We start from the raw sequence: 15,013 nt of genomic DNA, 5'->3' as shown, positions 1-15,013 counted from the left end.
CCTTAGTTTTTTATTTTATATCGTAACGATCTGCATTCATTACTTTATTCCAAGCATATACAAAGTCCTTCAAGAATTTAACTTGAGAGCCTTCACTGGCATATACTTCACAAATAGCACGAAGTTGAGCATTAGAACCAAAAACAAGATCAACTCGTGTTCCAGTCGACTTCAATTGTCCTGTTGATCTATCACTTCCCTCAAATATTTGCTCCTCAGGTGAAGTAGGCTGCCAAATAGTATCCATATCTAAAAGATTTACAAAGAAATCATTTGTAAGGGTTTCTGGTCTTTTTGTAAAAACACCATAGTTGGATTTGTTATAGTTGGTATTCAATACACGCATACCACCAAGCAAAACTGTCATTTCAGGAGCAGTCAAATTTAGAAGTTGTGAACGGTCAATTAATAATTTTTCAGGTGAGCTAGAATAATCTGATTTCATGTAGTTTCTAAATCCATCTGCTTTTGGCTCAAGTACAGAAAATGATTCAACATCAGTTTGTTCCTGTGATGCATCTGTGCGACCTGGTGTGAAAGGGACTCTGATTTTATACCCTGCTCTTTTTGCTGCTTTTTCTATACCTGCACATCCACCAAGAACAATCATATCTGCTAAAGATACTTTCTTAACTTTTACAGAACACGCTTCATTGGAATTTAACTGAGAGGAGTTAAAGTCGGACATTATTTTCTCAAGAATCTGCAAAACATTATCTAATTGATCAGGCTCGTTAACCTGCCAATGCTTCTGAGGTTGTAGACAAATTCTAGCTCCATTTGCACCACCACGTTTATCAGAAACTCTAAATGTAGATGCAGATGACCAAGCTGTATAAACAAGGTCTGACACTGATAAATTAGAATCTAAAATCTTACCTTTAAGATATTTAATATTTTCTTTATCGATTAATTCATAATCAACTTTTGGCACAGGATCTTGCCATATAAATTCTTCGCTAGGAACTTCTGGTCCCAGATATCTAGAAATAGGACCCATATCACGATGTGTTAATTTGAACCAAGCACGTGCAAAATCATCGGTAAATTTACTTGGATTATTTAAATAATTTTTTGCGATTTGGTTATATATTGGATCATAGCGAATACCTAAATCAGCTGTTGTCATCATAGGAGGATGTTTTTTTGATGGGTCGTGTGCATCTATTATCATATCTTCCTCATCCACATCTTGTGCTTGCCACTGATAAGCTCCAGCAGGACTTTTAACTAATTTCCACTCATATTTGAACAATGTTTTAAAATAACCCATATCCCATATTGTTGGATTTGGTTTCCATGCTCCTTCAAGTCCACTAGTGATTGTATCTATACCATTACCTGTTTTATAACTATTTTTCCAACCAAGACCTTGATTTTCAATAGGAGCAAAATCAGGAGCAGGACCAAGGTATGTGGCAGGAGCTGCACCATGGCATTTCCCAAAAGTATGACCACCAGCTATAAGTGCAACAGTTTCTTCATCATTCATGGCCATACGAGCAAATGTTTCTCTCACATCTTTTGCAGACCCAACTGGATCAGGTTTCCCATCTGGTCCTTCTGGATTTACATATATAAGTCCCATTTGAGATGATGCAAGGGGATTTTGAATTTCATTTGTACCATCAATTTTGTTAGTTCCAAGCATCTGTTCAGTTGAACCCCACTTGATATCTTGTGGTTCCCAAACATCCTCACGTCCACCACCAAAACCAAGAGTCTTAAGTCCCATTACTTCAAAAGCACAGTTTCCCGTTAATATCATAAGGTCTGCCCATGAAATTTTATCACCATATTTTTGTTTAATTGGCCAAAGTAACCTACGAGCTTTATCTAAATTAGCATTATCAGGCCAGCTACCTATTGGTGGAAATCTCTGATCTCCATTACCTGCGCCACCTCTACCGTCACCTATTCTATAAGTTCCTGCACTATGCCATGCCATACGAATAAATAGTGGCCCATAATTACCAAAATCTGCAGGCCACCAATCATTTGAATCTGTCATTAAATTATATAAATCTTTTTTCAGGGCATAATAATCAAGTTTTTCAAATTCTTTAGCATAGTCAAAGTTAGATCCCATCGGATTACTTAACTCTGAATTTTGATGAAGAATATTTAAGTTTAATAAATCTTCATCAGAGGTTCTATTTCCTGATACAGCATGAATTGATCTTCCAGTAAACGGGCATCTCATGTCTCCCATAAGATTAAATTCCTCCTTTATTTCAATGTAAGTCCAGAGTTAATAATTGAAATTTTATAAAATTTAAATCTGAACTCATAAGTGTTACAATGTTATTACATAATATGTAAATTATTTTTTGCTTATACTAAAGAATATTTTTTAATTTATAACTAATCACACTTTTTTGAAAGTATACAAACAATATAAAATGATAAAGTTGAAAAACAGTATAGATATAATTATATATAAAATAGAAGAGATGTATTTTGAGTTTAAGAGGGTGTATCAAAAATGATACACCCTTAATTTATAGTAAATCAAGTTATCTCAATAACTTGATTAAACACAATTATTTATTATTTAATATCTGTTCTCAGTAGCTTCGGCATCTGCTTTAGTTTGGTGAACTGTGCCAGGTGGATGCTCAGGTGGGGCATAGATAGCATATACTTTAAGTGGTTTATTTCCTATATTTATTACATTGTGCCATTTTCCAGCAGGTATCATAATAGCATAATCATCCCTAGCTTGTTTTTGAAAATTTAAATTATCTTTGCTATCACCCATTTTTATAAGGGCATAACCTTCTTCAATTCGTATAAACTGGTCACCTTCTGTATGAACTTCTAAACCTATGTCATCACCTACATCTATACTCATCAAAGTAACTTGTAAATCAGATCCTGTCCACAAAGCAGTACGGAAAGTATTGTTTTGTGTAGTTGCCTGATCAATATTAACTATGAGTGGATTTGGACCATAATCTTTTAAATTAATTTCCTTTCTCTTGTATACAGGTGTATTACTCCAAGGAGGGTATGGATACATATTGTACATTTGTTGGTTCCCCCAGAAAGGATAGGGGTACATGTTGTACATTTGTTGTGGCATGATACGAGGATAAGGATATGGGTTTGTAATATTTTGCAAAAATAATCACTCCTTTTATACGTTTTATAAAATTATATGCCACATTTATAAATACATTCGTTTAAAAGGGTGTATCAAAACTGATACACCCTTAATTTATATAAAAACTATAATTTATTTATTTAAAGATAAGTAGCCCTAAACAAAATGAGTTCTTGACTCTCACTACCCTAAGGCCTATTGATAGTATCTATGGTTGAATGGTTGAATTTTATATGAAATAAATATCCACCGTTAATAAATAAATTGTAGTTTATTAAATATTATGTAACATTTTTACTTTATAATACTATAAATGAAAATTAATTAGAATAAATCTCAGTATTTCCTGAAATTGATTTATAATATGGATTTTGGCATTTACATATGCCAACGTCTAAAGCATTTATTGATTCTTATACAACACCTGTATCATTAAGAAGAAAGTTTATACAATTAATTATAGTATAAAGAGGATTTATGCTATGAAGGTGAGTTGTGGTTCTTTGGTGAACTTGATTAAGAATTTTAAATTTATTATTTATGATAAGCAGATTTGTAGGTATAGTATATAATCTTAAATTTAACCATGATAAACTTCAAGTTTAAAAATAATATATATTATAGGGGTGTAGCTTGTATGATGGAGGAATTATTTTGGCCAATAATTATTATTTTAATAATACTATATTTATTATTTACAGAAGTGAAAAGCTATAAATATAAAAGAAGTTTAAAGCTGAAGATAAAATATATTGAAGAAGATATTGTTGAGATGAAAATAGTAAACAAGCTATTTTTTAAGGGATATGCTTTCAAAGACTATAGATTACCAGATACATGTATTATTGAATTAGAATATGAAGATAACAAGTATGAGATAAATGATGAAGAAATATTTAATTCTTATGAGATTGGTCAGTTTATAAAGCTAAAGTTAGTCGAAAATTTAGATGAAAATAAAGAACTTATAAATTATGAACTATATAAATTAAAATGAAAAAGATTAGAAATTCAAAGGATTTTAAGGGTGTATGAAAAAAGGTACACCCTTATGTGCATGGATATTTTTTACGGGAGTTTGTTAAAAGGTATAGTATAATTTAGTTGTACAGTTGTTATGGAAATTATTATAATGGGGGAAATATTAATGAAGAAATCTATAAAAATACCTACGATAGTTATACTTGTGTTTATAGTTATACTAACATCTATTTTTTATAAAAGTATTGGAGTAAAAAAATATATAAAAGAAAACAACTCATTTGACTTAATAAATGTGAATAATTATGATGTATTTCTATCTGGAGAAAATCACACCTTTGCCAAGAGTGATAAATTCAAGCAAGAAATTTTCACGTATTTAAATAAGAAAGCAGGAGTTAAAAATATAATAGAAGAAGCTGGAGTTTGCAGTGTATATTTATTAAATGAATATATACAAAGTGGCAATGAAGAATACTTAAAATCTTACATGAGTAAATTAAAAGGAACCATGGCATATACTAGAGAAAAGTATGAATTTTATAAATGGTTATATAAATACAACTCAGAATTAGATGAAGATTTGAAAATAAATGTGTATGGAGTTGATGTGGAACATGATTCATTGGCTGCCATAAATGGTATAGAAGTTTTAATAGATAAAAATAAGCCTGTACCAAAATCTTTGGTAGAATCAATTACTCTTGTGAAAAATAAAGACATAAGAGCTATTAAAAGCTTAAAATTAGCTTACGAAGAAAACAAAAAAGACTGTGAAGAATACTTTGGTGATAAATTTATATACTTTGAAAATGGAATTGAAAATTTATACCCAAGTGGTGGTGGTCAGGATATGCGTGATAAAATAATGATGAGAAACTTTTCTGCTTTATATTCATTAAAAAAGGGTGAAAAGTTCTTTGGGCAATTTGGAAGTGAGCACATATATCAAGATTACATGAATACTGATTATGTAAGTGAGGATGAAGTGAGATTTGGTATATTACTTAATGGAAAGTCTTCTCCTGTAAAAAATAGAGTTTATTCTTTATTATGTGCTTATGAAAACAAGGAAGGTAACTATCCTGGTAATAATTTCTTTGATTATTCTTTATTTAAAAATATTAAAGAAGATACTTTTGTTGAACTATGTGGAAAAAATAGCCCTTTTTATAAAAAAGAATATTTATTCAAGGGGGCAAAGGAAGATAATGTAACTTGTGACTATATACAGGGGCTTTATATATTGAAGGATTCTACAAAAACACATACATATTATCCAGATAATTAAATATGATATAAAAAAGTTAATAGTAGATATTTATTACAAATACAGACAAAAAACATGTGATAAAAAAATAATTAACTAATTTAACTGGAGGTGATCCAGGTCTTGGAATTTTATCATGGGTTTTCTTAGAAAAGATAACCCTAACTTACATAGACCTTATAAAGTTCCTATGTATCCTTTTATACCTATTGTTGCAATGTGTGGTGGATTATTTGTAATTATAAACCAATTATTATTTGCAGGCTAATTTAATAGAGCAATGTCAATAGGTAGTGTTGTAATAGCTTTACTAGGATTACCTGTATATAATTATTTTAATAAATTAAAAGACAATGATTTTGAATCTGAACAAATAGTATAAAGCTGTTATTTAGCTAATTAAAATTAAAAATAGCAACTATTTCTGTATATTAGAAAATAGTTGCTATTTTCATATGAAAAATAAGTTTTAATTGTAAAACTTATTTTGTTGTTAGGTTTTTAATATATCTTTTTATGTTTAAATGTAGATGTCTTATAAATATAGAACTTAAACGCATCTACTAATTTTTTATTTTTTTATTGGTTCTTCAAAAGATGGTGGAGTAATATTCATTTTGCTATCATGGTTAGGTCCTGGTGTAGATAAATCAAAGTATATTTTTGAATCTTCAGTTACACCAAAGCTTTTATTTGAACCTGTATCTTTAACTTTATTAAGAGCATCTCTAAATAATGCATTGTGAGCTTCTTCTCTATTAAGCAAGAAATCTATTGTTTCTCTTACATGTTTATCTTCTATTTGTCTGTAAAGATATTCATAAACAACCTTAGCTCTTTGTTCTGATGCTATATTAGATAGTAAATCAGCAACTAAGTCACCAGTTACAGTTACGTAATCTGCTGTCCATGGTGCTCCTGATGAATTAATTAATACAGGAGATAATCCTGTTAATACATGGGTTTCTACTTCTCCAGAGTCAACTGCTTTATAGTCCACATCGTGACCGTTTAATAAATTTATTGTTTGCGCTACCATTTCCATATGACTAAGTTCTTCTGATGCAATGTCCAAAAATAAATCTTTAATTTCTGGATCTTTGATTCTAAAACTTTGAGCCATATACTGCATAGCAGCTTTTAATTCACCATTTCCTCCACCTAATTGTTCTTGCATTAGAACAGCATATTGAGGATTAGGTTTTTCTACTTTTACTTCATGTAATAGTGCTTTATCATGTTTAAACAAAGTAATTTACCTCCTTTTTTATATCTAATATTATATTTACCTGTACTTTATTTTGTATTCTTTTAATTTATAAAAAGAAGAATATAAAATGTGATTTATAAATTAAAATAATTAAATTTAGATTGATATTATGATATTATAAGTAAGAATAATATATAGGAACTTGAGGTGAAATAATATGAACCAATATACAGAAGAAGAATTAAAAGAAGCACTAAAAGTGGTAACTTCATCTATAAGAAACTGTGAAAAATGCATCCCAAATTTGCAGAGGGTACATCTCAGAACACCCTTCTTAAAAATAGAATAAAAGCACTTTATATTTCAAAATTTTTAATAGAAGATGAAAATATTGAAGAGAAATATACAAAGGAAGAGCTGGAAAAATCCATAGCACCAGTATCTTCAATCATAAGCAAATGTGAAAAAGCACACCTAAAAGCAGTGAAAGGCACAGCTAATCACACTAGACTTACAAAAATGATAAAAGCTATGTATGTTTCAAAATCTTTAATAACAAATGAAATAAGCAAAAGAGATTAATATTTATAAAAAGTAGTTCGTATGATCTGTAACCAATCACTAGATTTTTAATCAAAGAATGGGAGTGGAGTATATTGTGAGGGAATTTTTTCATTGTAAGGATTTTATCTTCCTATAAAAAATGATTATGAAAGAAAAATCTAATTTAAAATATAAAAATAATTGTGTTGTAGCCCTGTGTAAACTAAACTTAATAGTGAAATCATAAATTAAGCGAGGGGATGAAATGAAAAACTTATTGAATACCTACAAAGGCCTTCCCAGGGAAATATATATACTGTTTATAGGAAAAATAGTCAACTCATTAGGTGCATTTGTTCAACCTTTGATGTCTTTGATACTTACTCAAAAGCTGGGAATGAGTGCAGGAGAAGCTGGGGAATTTGTAACTTTCATGGCAATATGTCAAGTGCCCTGCATAATAATAGGTGGAAAATTGGCAGATACAATAGGAAGAAAAAAAGTAATAACCATGTTTCAGATACTTGGTATTTTAATGCTTATAATTTGTGGAATTATTCCACTATCAATCACAACGGCTAAAATCATGATACTATCATCTTGTTTTTATTCCATGTCAACGCCAGCCTATGATGCTCTAAATGCAGATTTAACAAATGAAAGCAATAGAAAGAGTTCTTATTCTTTATTATATATGGGTGTAAACATAGGATTTTCCATAGGACCTATAATTGGAGGATTTTTATATAAGGATTATTTACCTTTAATTTTTATAGGTGATGCTCTGACTACTATAGTTGCTCTTTTATTAATTGTATTATACATAAAAGAACCAAGTAGACAAAAGGAAGTTGCAGTGGATTATGAAGAAGAACAAGATTTAAAAGTATCAACATTAAGTGTAATCTTAAAAAGACCAATACTTATTTTATTTCCTGTAATGATGCTATTATATCAATTTGCATATAGTCAGTGGGTATTTACATTGCCTATTCAGTTAGGGGAATTGTTCCAGGAAAATGGAGCTAGACTTTATGGATTTTTAGGTGGGTTCAATGGGTTTATAGTAATAACTTTTACACCTATATTGACTTATTTAACTAAAAAATTTAGAACCTTAAATATTATGAGTGCTGGGGGAATGTTGTATGGACTAAGTTTTGTCATATATGCTTTTGCAGATTATAAAGTGTTGTTCTTTGCTGCAACATTAGCTTTAACTATTGGGGAAGTCCTTATAGCAACAAATGCCCAAGCTTTTATTGCAAATAATACACCTTCATCTCACAGAGGAAGGATAAGTTCCATTGTTCCCATGATATCAGGTGCAGGATATGCTATGGGTCCTATGATAATGGGTGGTGTAATAGATGATTTAGGTATGTTTCAGGCTTGGATGATAATTACTGTTATTTGTATTGTTGGAGCAGTGGGAATGATGTTGATTAAGAATTTAAAAAATGTAAATGACTAATAGGAGGTTGAATATGGGAAAAAAGAGGAAAAGAGATGATATTGAAAACTACATAAAACAAATGGATTATGCTAATTGGAAATTAAAAAATAAAGATAGTGAAAACTTGATATTTGAAAAAGAAAAATTAAATAGAAAACATTTTAAAACTTTTATGAAAAGTGGGCTATCAATAAACTTTGTATATTTTATGATTCTTACAACTTTTACTATTAATATTTATGACTCTTATAATGTAAGTTTTTGCTATACAGTAACAAGTTATTGGAAAATATTTATGGTATTTTTATCTATTCTACTTCTCATAATGAGTTTAATAAAGTGTATCAGAGAAATAAATTACTTATTTAAATATAGAGTAGATATATCTAAAGAGAAATATGAGTATAGCATACCAATTAAGTCAGTTAAAAAAAGAATAAAATATGAAAAAGTGGAGGCAATTATATTACTAGTTTTATTAACTATATTATTAGCTATTACTATTAAAGCTAACTCCATGTCAAAGGAAGATAGACCAAATACTAGCTTAAACTTAAGCTTAAATGAGCTAAATGATAAAATTAAAGGTGAATCAGAGGATGAATTAGAAATAAGAAAAACAATATTTGCAAAGGATGTTTATTTTAGTCAAACTATTTACGATACAATAGATAAAACTTATTATACTGATCGAAAAGATAAAGCTTATTTAGAAATAGAGTATTTTTCAAGTGACTACAAATGGGTTTTAGATAGAGGTGTCAAAAGCATTTATGATAAAGTAAGTAATTACACAATTATTAAAGAAAACAATAATAAAAAAGAGTTGAAAAATTGGAATGCAGAGAAAGTATTTATGGGCGAGGATAAAGAGCGTATAATTATTTATAAAAATAGTGTACTGAGTATAGATGGAGATCTTGATTATACTAAAGAAAATATAGATAAGATATTAAAAGCTTGTAAAGACTCCATAGAATAAAAAATAGAAGAAAAATTTTTGAGGGAAAAAGAAATAGATGTATAAAAGATATGAAAACTAATAGAAATAGCTATAGGATTAATCTCCTATAGCTATTTTTTATATTGAAGGAAATTATATGTTATCTGCTCTGTGGATAACATATAATTTCCAACTTTGTGACTTGAGCAACGGGCGAAGCCGTTGGCGATATGAAGTGGAGCGCCCACGCAGTGGCTTAAGCGAAGCGAATTTTTTAGTTGTCTTTTATTTTAATTATGTTATGAGACAGGTCGTTAATACTATCTGTCAAAGCTTGTAGTTTCCCTTCAATTCTAACTAACAAGTAGAGAGAAATTGCTATGGGAAAACCTAGATTAGCTATGAGAGATTGTAAATCAGCCATTTAACTCACCTCGATTAAACTTCTAAGTCGTACTCAGTAGTTGTAGAGTCAACTACTTTAGCAGAAACACATGTAGCTATGTCATAACCTTTTGGTTGGAATATGTTTTTGTCTTTTATTAAGTTCATAGCATCTATGATTTCTTGTTCCTCCAAGTCTTCCCTTGGATCATCTACAGTAATAGTAAAGCTATTACCTAAGGTATTTTTAAAAGTCATTAAAAGTCTTTTTTCATCCATAATTTAACCTCCTATAAAATATGTTTTTAAGCAACGGAGTTACCTGAAATGATAATGAAGGTAACTAGTTGGCGCCATGAGCATAGCAAATTTTAAGCAACGGATTTGTCTGAAGCGATAGCAAAGACATATCGTTGGCGCCTTCCTTTTATTCAGATAAAGATGAGTTATCTAGTCTGTTTGTACCACATAGTGTATGTTGTTGTAAGTCTGATAGGGCAATTACAACGGACATAACATTATCATTTGTAGCACCTGATTTTATGCTAGAATAAGTTTTTGTCTTTATTACTCTATCTCCGTTTAAATCTGTACCATGATCAAATTTAACCTTGATAGAAGAAGCATTGGGAGTTGAAACTACTGCCATTTTACTACCTCCTTAAATTTATATTAAGGATAATTCCCCATTATAGTATAGGTAAGTTAACCTTTAATAATATGGTATTACTAAAGTGAGAATAAAGGAGAAAAGATATATGATTAAAATATTTTACTAAAAACTGAAAAATTCTTAAGAATATGCAAATTAGCAGGTTAAAATGTAATGAATAGTTAGAAGTTAATTATATTTCAGCAAAATTGACCATAAGTTGACCATTATTAAATTGAAAAATTTAGTATAATTATATTATAAAAATTAATTAAGAAAAGGGATGAGTTATGGGGATTGATTTTAGGCAAAGAAGAAAAGAGTTGGGGTATACTGTAGAGGAGTTAGCTGAAAAATCTGGAGTATCTAGGGGTACTATAAAAAACATAGAAGCAAGAAGGTGTAACCCAAGGAGCTATAATATTGAAGCTATTGCAAAGGCTTTAGATTTAGATATTACTTACAGAGATTATTATATTCATTTACATGGAGAAGATGAGAATTCCAGTGACAAAATTTCAGAGATAGACAAAAATGTGGAAGATAAATTATCTAATGTAGATAAGATATATTTTGAAAATAAGTATGAAGAGTCTTTAAATATTTATTTATCTTTAGCTATTATTTTTGATAGAGATAGTGAGCACCTGTTTAGATGTGGAATAATATATCAATCTCTTGATGAACATGAAAAATCTATTGAGTATTGTGATAAGATACTACATAACAATGAGGAAAACTTAAATGATATGGAATTAAAGGGTGAGTGCGTAGACAACTGGGCAATATTAAAGAGTCTTTGGGAATATTTAATAAATTAATCTAAAGAAGTATAAGATTATGATATTTTAATAATAATATATCTTTTAAAATTTAATAACCAATACACTAAGAGAGCTGTCATACTAATTTTAATATGATAGCTCTCTATTATTTTAAGGAGGGGAAGTATGGAATGTAATTTGAATAATTTAATACCATTTTCCATAACAGAGGAAAGTGAGGTCTTAGTAAGTGCCAGAAGTTATCACAGCTTTTTAGAAACAAAAACAAACTTTAAACAATGGTATTTAAAAATGATTGGCTATGGTTTTGTGGAAGGTGAAGACTATGAAAAAACTTATACAAAGGTGTTCACTACTCAAGGAGAGCAAACAGTAGTTGACTATATGATGAGCATAAACATGGCAAAGGAAATAGCTCTACTTCAGCAAAGTGAAAAAGGAAAGGTAGCAAGAAGGTATTTGATAAATGTGGAGAAAAAATTAAAATCTGCTCAAGTGGCACTGGGAAGCTTGCTGGAGATAACGAGAAGAAGTATGAGAAACTACACTGATTATAGTAACCACACTAATAACTATAGTAACTACAGTGAAGACTTTATGAATAGTAAAGATTCCGTGAATATGGGAAGCTCTGATTATGATGGTTATATGATAGAGCCTATTTCAACTGATGATACTGTAGCACAATCTACATATATAAAGGAAGAAAAGAGCAGAACTTTAAACACAAATTTTAGGGATACGTCAAAGCTATTTGGTGTGAGGGAAAATCTTCTGGTAAATTGGTTGCTTTTAAGTAACTACTGTTACAGAGATAAAAAAGGAAATATTAAGCCCTATGCAAAATTTATGGATTGTTTTCATATGAAAGAATTTAGCTGTGAAAGTGGTCATAGTGGTGTGCAAACTTTGATAAATCCCAAAGGAAGGGAATTTTTTAGAAATTTATTAGTTAATGAAAATGTGATAAAAGAAGTGAAATTATTAGAATGAGGTGGATAAAATGGCGAAAACTTATTTTTGGTTAAAAATACAAGATGAATTCTTCAGACAAAAGGAAATAAAAATTTTAAGAAATATGGAAAAAGGAGCAGTTTATATAATTATTTATCAAAAGATGCTTTTGCACTCTTTGAAAAATGAGAGCAAACTTTTCTTTGATAATTTGCAAGATACTTTTGAAGAAGAGCTGGCTTTGTTGCTTGATGAGAAGGTGGAAGATGTAAAAGCAACGGTGGACTTTTTGGAAAGAGCTAATCTTATGGAATGTGTATCCTCTGATGAGTTTCTTTTGTTGCAAGTAAATGAGCTGACTGGGCGTGAAAGTGAAACTGCTAAGCGTGTAAGAAAACACAGAGAAACTAAAAAAGAGGAAGATTTATATAAAGAAGATGAAGGATCTACTGAAAAAGTAGAAGGACCGACTAAAGAAAAGGAAGGATTTAGTGAAAAAGTAGAAGGAGCTACTAAAAAAGAGGAAAAATCTACTGAAAAAGATAAAGGAACTGTGAAAGAAGACAAAGTAATTTCTAAAAAAGTAAATGTGATTATAAATAATGAAGAAGACACTTTAAAAGGTGATGAAACTTTTTGTAACAAAAATGTAACACCATATATAGATACAGAATTAGACAAAGAGTTAAAGAAAGAAAAAGAGTTACATATAGATTTAAATAAAGGATTTCACAAAGATAAAAAACAAAAGAAAAATAAAAAATCACAAAACAAATTAGTGAATGAGTGTGTAGATGAGTCTGTAAGTGAAAACTTATCAAAAATAATTAAGCTTTATGAGGAAAACATAGGGCCTATTTATCCTGCCAATAGGAACTATTTTATAGAGTTGTCAGAAAAGATAGAGTGGGCTTTGTTTAAAAGAGCCATAGAAATTTGCATAGATAAAAGCAGCGTGAACCCAGCTTATTTGAAGGGTATAATCAAGAAATGGCATGATCAAAATATCTACACACTGGAAGCTTTAAAAACAAAAGAGATGGAAATGGCAAACAGAAACAAATATGCAGTAGAAAATGATTTGGAAAAACATAAACTAAAAAATAAATCCAGCAAAAAAGAGAAAATTGATGAAAAAATGTTAGCTGAAATGAATGATTTAGAAAAGAAGCTGGGTGTTAGTTAGGGGGAAAAATGGATAAAAATTTGTTAAAAAGGGCAAAAAAACTTATGGAAAGTGCCACACTTGTTCCAGATAGCTACAACTGTCCAAAGTGCAGAGACAGAGGTTATATTTTTGAAACAAGAGAAAACAACTGTGATGTGGCCATTCCCTGTCAATGTTTAGCAAAGAAACAAGTCTTTGAAAAGCTAGAAAAATGCGGACTAAGCTCAGCTTTTAAGAAAAAGACCTTTGCAAATTATGTCTGTGAAGATCAATATCAAATAAAAGCCAAAAGCCAAGTACTGAAGTTTTGTTTAAATTTTAAAGAAAACAAGGACTCTTTGCTTATTTGTGGAAGACCAGGCACGGGTAAAACTCACCTGGGAATAGCGTCTATGCTCAAACTTATAAGTGATAATGTGACCTGTAGATACGTGGAGTATAACAACATGATGGTAAATCTGAAACAAAGTATCAACGACGAGGAAAATCACATGAGGGAAATGGAAAAATACACAAACCCCACCGTACTTTTTATGGACGATTTTCTAAAAGGAAAGGCCACGCCAGCTGATCTTAGCTATATTTATAGAATAATAAACACCAGATATTTGCAAGAAAAGCCCATGATTATTTCCACAGAGAAAAGTGTGGAGGAAATTCTAGATTTTGATGAAGCTGTGGGGAGTAGAATTGTGGAAATGGCAAGAGAAAATGTGGTAGTGTTTGATGGAAATAGTGATAATCATAGGCTGAGAAATCTAAGAGCTGAGATGTATTAGGTGAAGTAGGAGGGCATATAGAAGTACTTGAAAATACATTGCAGAAAGTATAATAAGATATAATTACCTAGTAGGAAATAATATTAAAATTTATTTATATAAAGGAGTGAAAGTATGGAAATATATAAAGAGGATGTTCCTGTAAGTTTGCATAATTTGATTGATATTATTGGTATGGACAAGTTTGTAGAGGTTGCCAGGTTTTATGGAGGGGCTAATCTGTATATACCTATGTATAAGAATTTGATGATTTATGATAGGAATAGGAAGATTGTGAAAGAGTACAATGGGAAGAATGGCGAGATGATTAGGAAGAAGTATGATCTTTCTTATGCTCAGATGAGGCATTTGTTGAAAGGGAAGTAAGAGGGAGAGAGGCTGTACAAAGTGCTTATAATACTTTTTTGGAATATAGTATCTTGGAAATTACAGTTCTGAATTTTATACTTTAAAATATAATATAGTAAAATAAAAATGAATATAGGGGGGTAGCTATGATATATTTTTTAATAATATTGCTAGTGCTAAACAATGTTACGATAAGCATTACTTTTAAAAAATAATATTATTAAAGCTATATGCATATTAATTTGTAGTTAAAATTAATATGCTACCCTCATTAAGTATAGAATTAATAAAAAACAAACACTAGAATTAAAAAGGTGTTTGTTTTTTATTTTTTGTAACATCATAAATCATATATATTAGAAAGAAATAGTATGTTATTAAAATATATAAAGTAAATAAAAATTTTATTGATTTTTTACTTATAAGTATTCAGA

General features: G+C 29.8%; 17 protein-coding genes. 11 read left to right on the top strand and 6 right to left on the bottom strand.

What is annotated here, in order from left to right; all coding sequences use genetic code 11:
• Positions 1-10: 10 nt before the first annotated feature.
• Complete coding sequence (katG, locus tag QX51_RS18035) at positions 11-2,212, bottom strand: catalase/peroxidase HPI (RefSeq protein WP_039681286.1); 2,202 nt, start codon at positions 2,210-2,212, stop codon at positions 11-13.
• Between the two features lie 342 nt (positions 2,213-2,554).
• Entirely contained in the window at positions 2,555-3,031 is a 477-nt protein-coding gene (locus tag QX51_RS18030; protein WP_330376108.1) for a cupin domain-containing protein, read from the bottom strand.
• A 712-nt stretch (positions 3,032-3,743) separates the two neighbouring features.
• Here QX51_RS18030 and QX51_RS18025 point away from each other — a divergent pair.
• The 3 genes from QX51_RS18025 to QX51_RS21490 all read left to right on the top strand — a co-directional run bounded on the left by QX51_RS18025 (position 3,744) and on the right by QX51_RS21490 (position 5,625).
• Positions 3,744-4,103, top strand: a complete 360-nt coding sequence (locus QX51_RS18025) for a hypothetical protein (protein WP_039681284.1) — start codon at positions 3,744-3,746, stop codon at positions 4,101-4,103.
• 150 nt (positions 4,104-4,253) lie between these two features.
• Positions 4,254-5,378, top strand: coding sequence for a TraB/GumN family protein (locus QX51_RS18020; RefSeq protein ID WP_039681283.1), 1,125 nt, complete (start codon positions 4,254-4,256; stop codon positions 5,376-5,378).
• Positions 5,379-5,493: 115 nt separating this feature from the next.
• A complete protein-coding gene (locus QX51_RS21490; protein WP_257560786.1) occupies positions 5,494-5,625 on the top strand; it encodes a hypothetical protein in 132 nt (43 codons plus the stop codon).
• Positions 5,626-5,928: 303 nt separating this feature from the next.
• Here the strand turns inward: QX51_RS21490 and QX51_RS18015 are convergent, their stop codons facing one another.
• On the bottom strand, positions 5,929-6,606 hold the full coding sequence (locus QX51_RS18015; protein WP_039681282.1) for a manganese catalase family protein: 678 nt from the start codon (positions 6,604-6,606) through the stop codon (positions 5,929-5,931).
• Between the two features lie 252 nt (positions 6,607-6,858).
• Here QX51_RS18015 and QX51_RS18010 point away from each other — a divergent pair, with 252 nt between their 5' ends.
• The 3 genes from QX51_RS18010 to QX51_RS18000 all read left to right on the top strand — a co-directional run bounded on the left by QX51_RS18010 (position 6,859) and on the right by QX51_RS18000 (position 9,548).
• Positions 6,859-7,149, top strand: coding sequence for a hypothetical protein (locus QX51_RS18010; RefSeq protein ID WP_330376107.1), 291 nt, complete (start codon positions 6,859-6,861; stop codon positions 7,147-7,149).
• 226 nt (positions 7,150-7,375) lie between these two features.
• A complete protein-coding gene (locus tag QX51_RS18005) occupies positions 7,376-8,584 on the top strand; it encodes an MFS transporter (protein WP_039681281.1) in 1,209 nt (402 codons plus the stop codon).
• Between the two features lie 13 nt (positions 8,585-8,597).
• Positions 8,598-9,548: a hypothetical protein gene (locus QX51_RS18000; RefSeq protein ID WP_039681280.1), complete on the top strand. Its 951-nt coding sequence runs from the start codon at positions 8,598-8,600 to the stop codon at positions 9,546-9,548.
• A 235-nt stretch (positions 9,549-9,783) separates the two neighbouring features.
• On the opposite strand, the gene QX51_RS21700 is transcribed toward QX51_RS18000, so the two are convergent.
• The 3 genes from QX51_RS21700 to QX51_RS17990 form a co-directional block, all read right to left on the bottom strand.
• Positions 9,784-9,933 carry a YvrJ family protein gene (locus tag QX51_RS21700; protein ID WP_074429723.1) on the bottom strand — a complete coding sequence of 50 codons (150 nt, stop codon included), beginning with the start codon at positions 9,931-9,933 and terminating at the stop codon, positions 9,784-9,786.
• A 14-nt stretch (positions 9,934-9,947) separates the two neighbouring features.
• Entirely contained in the window at positions 9,948-10,172 is a 225-nt protein-coding gene (locus QX51_RS17995; RefSeq protein ID WP_039681279.1) for a DUF2922 domain-containing protein, read from the bottom strand.
• A 148-nt stretch (positions 10,173-10,320) separates the two neighbouring features.
• Positions 10,321-10,542 carry a DUF1659 domain-containing protein gene (locus QX51_RS17990; protein WP_039681278.1) on the bottom strand — a complete coding sequence of 74 codons (222 nt, stop codon included), beginning with the start codon at positions 10,540-10,542 and terminating at the stop codon, positions 10,321-10,323.
• A gap of 293 nt (positions 10,543-10,835) precedes the next feature.
• Here QX51_RS17990 and QX51_RS19715 point away from each other — a divergent pair, with 293 nt between their 5' ends.
• The 5 genes from QX51_RS19715 to QX51_RS17960 all read left to right on the top strand — a co-directional run bounded on the left by QX51_RS19715 (position 10,836) and on the right by QX51_RS17960 (position 14,597).
• Positions 10,836-11,366, top strand: coding sequence for a helix-turn-helix domain-containing protein (locus QX51_RS19715; RefSeq protein WP_052233161.1), 531 nt, complete (start codon positions 10,836-10,838; stop codon positions 11,364-11,366).
• Between the two features lie 129 nt (positions 11,367-11,495).
• Positions 11,496-12,323: an antA/AntB antirepressor family protein gene (locus tag QX51_RS19710; protein WP_052233160.1), complete on the top strand. Its 828-nt coding sequence runs from the start codon at positions 11,496-11,498 to the stop codon at positions 12,321-12,323.
• 10 nt (positions 12,324-12,333) lie between these two features.
• Positions 12,334-13,470, top strand: a complete 1,137-nt coding sequence (locus QX51_RS19705; protein WP_052233159.1) for a phage replisome organizer N-terminal domain-containing protein — start codon at positions 12,334-12,336, stop codon at positions 13,468-13,470.
• Positions 13,471-13,478: 8 nt separating this feature from the next.
• Positions 13,479-14,231 (top strand): ATP-binding protein, encoded by a 753-nt coding sequence (locus QX51_RS17965; RefSeq protein ID WP_052233158.1) that lies wholly within the window; start codon positions 13,479-13,481, stop codon positions 14,229-14,231.
• Between the two features lie 114 nt (positions 14,232-14,345).
• Entirely contained in the window at positions 14,346-14,597 is a 252-nt protein-coding gene (locus QX51_RS17960) for a Mor transcription activator family protein (RefSeq protein WP_039681277.1), read from the top strand.
• The last annotated feature ends 416 nt before the right edge of the window (positions 14,598-15,013 follow it).

The sequence above is a fragment of the Terrisporobacter othiniensis genome (genome assembly GCF_000808015.1).
Classification (GTDB): Bacteria; Bacillota; Clostridia; order Peptostreptococcales; family Peptostreptococcaceae; genus Terrisporobacter; species Terrisporobacter muris.
Note: the sequence above shows the minus strand (reverse complement) of the source record. Positions and strands in the feature narration are given on the sequence as shown.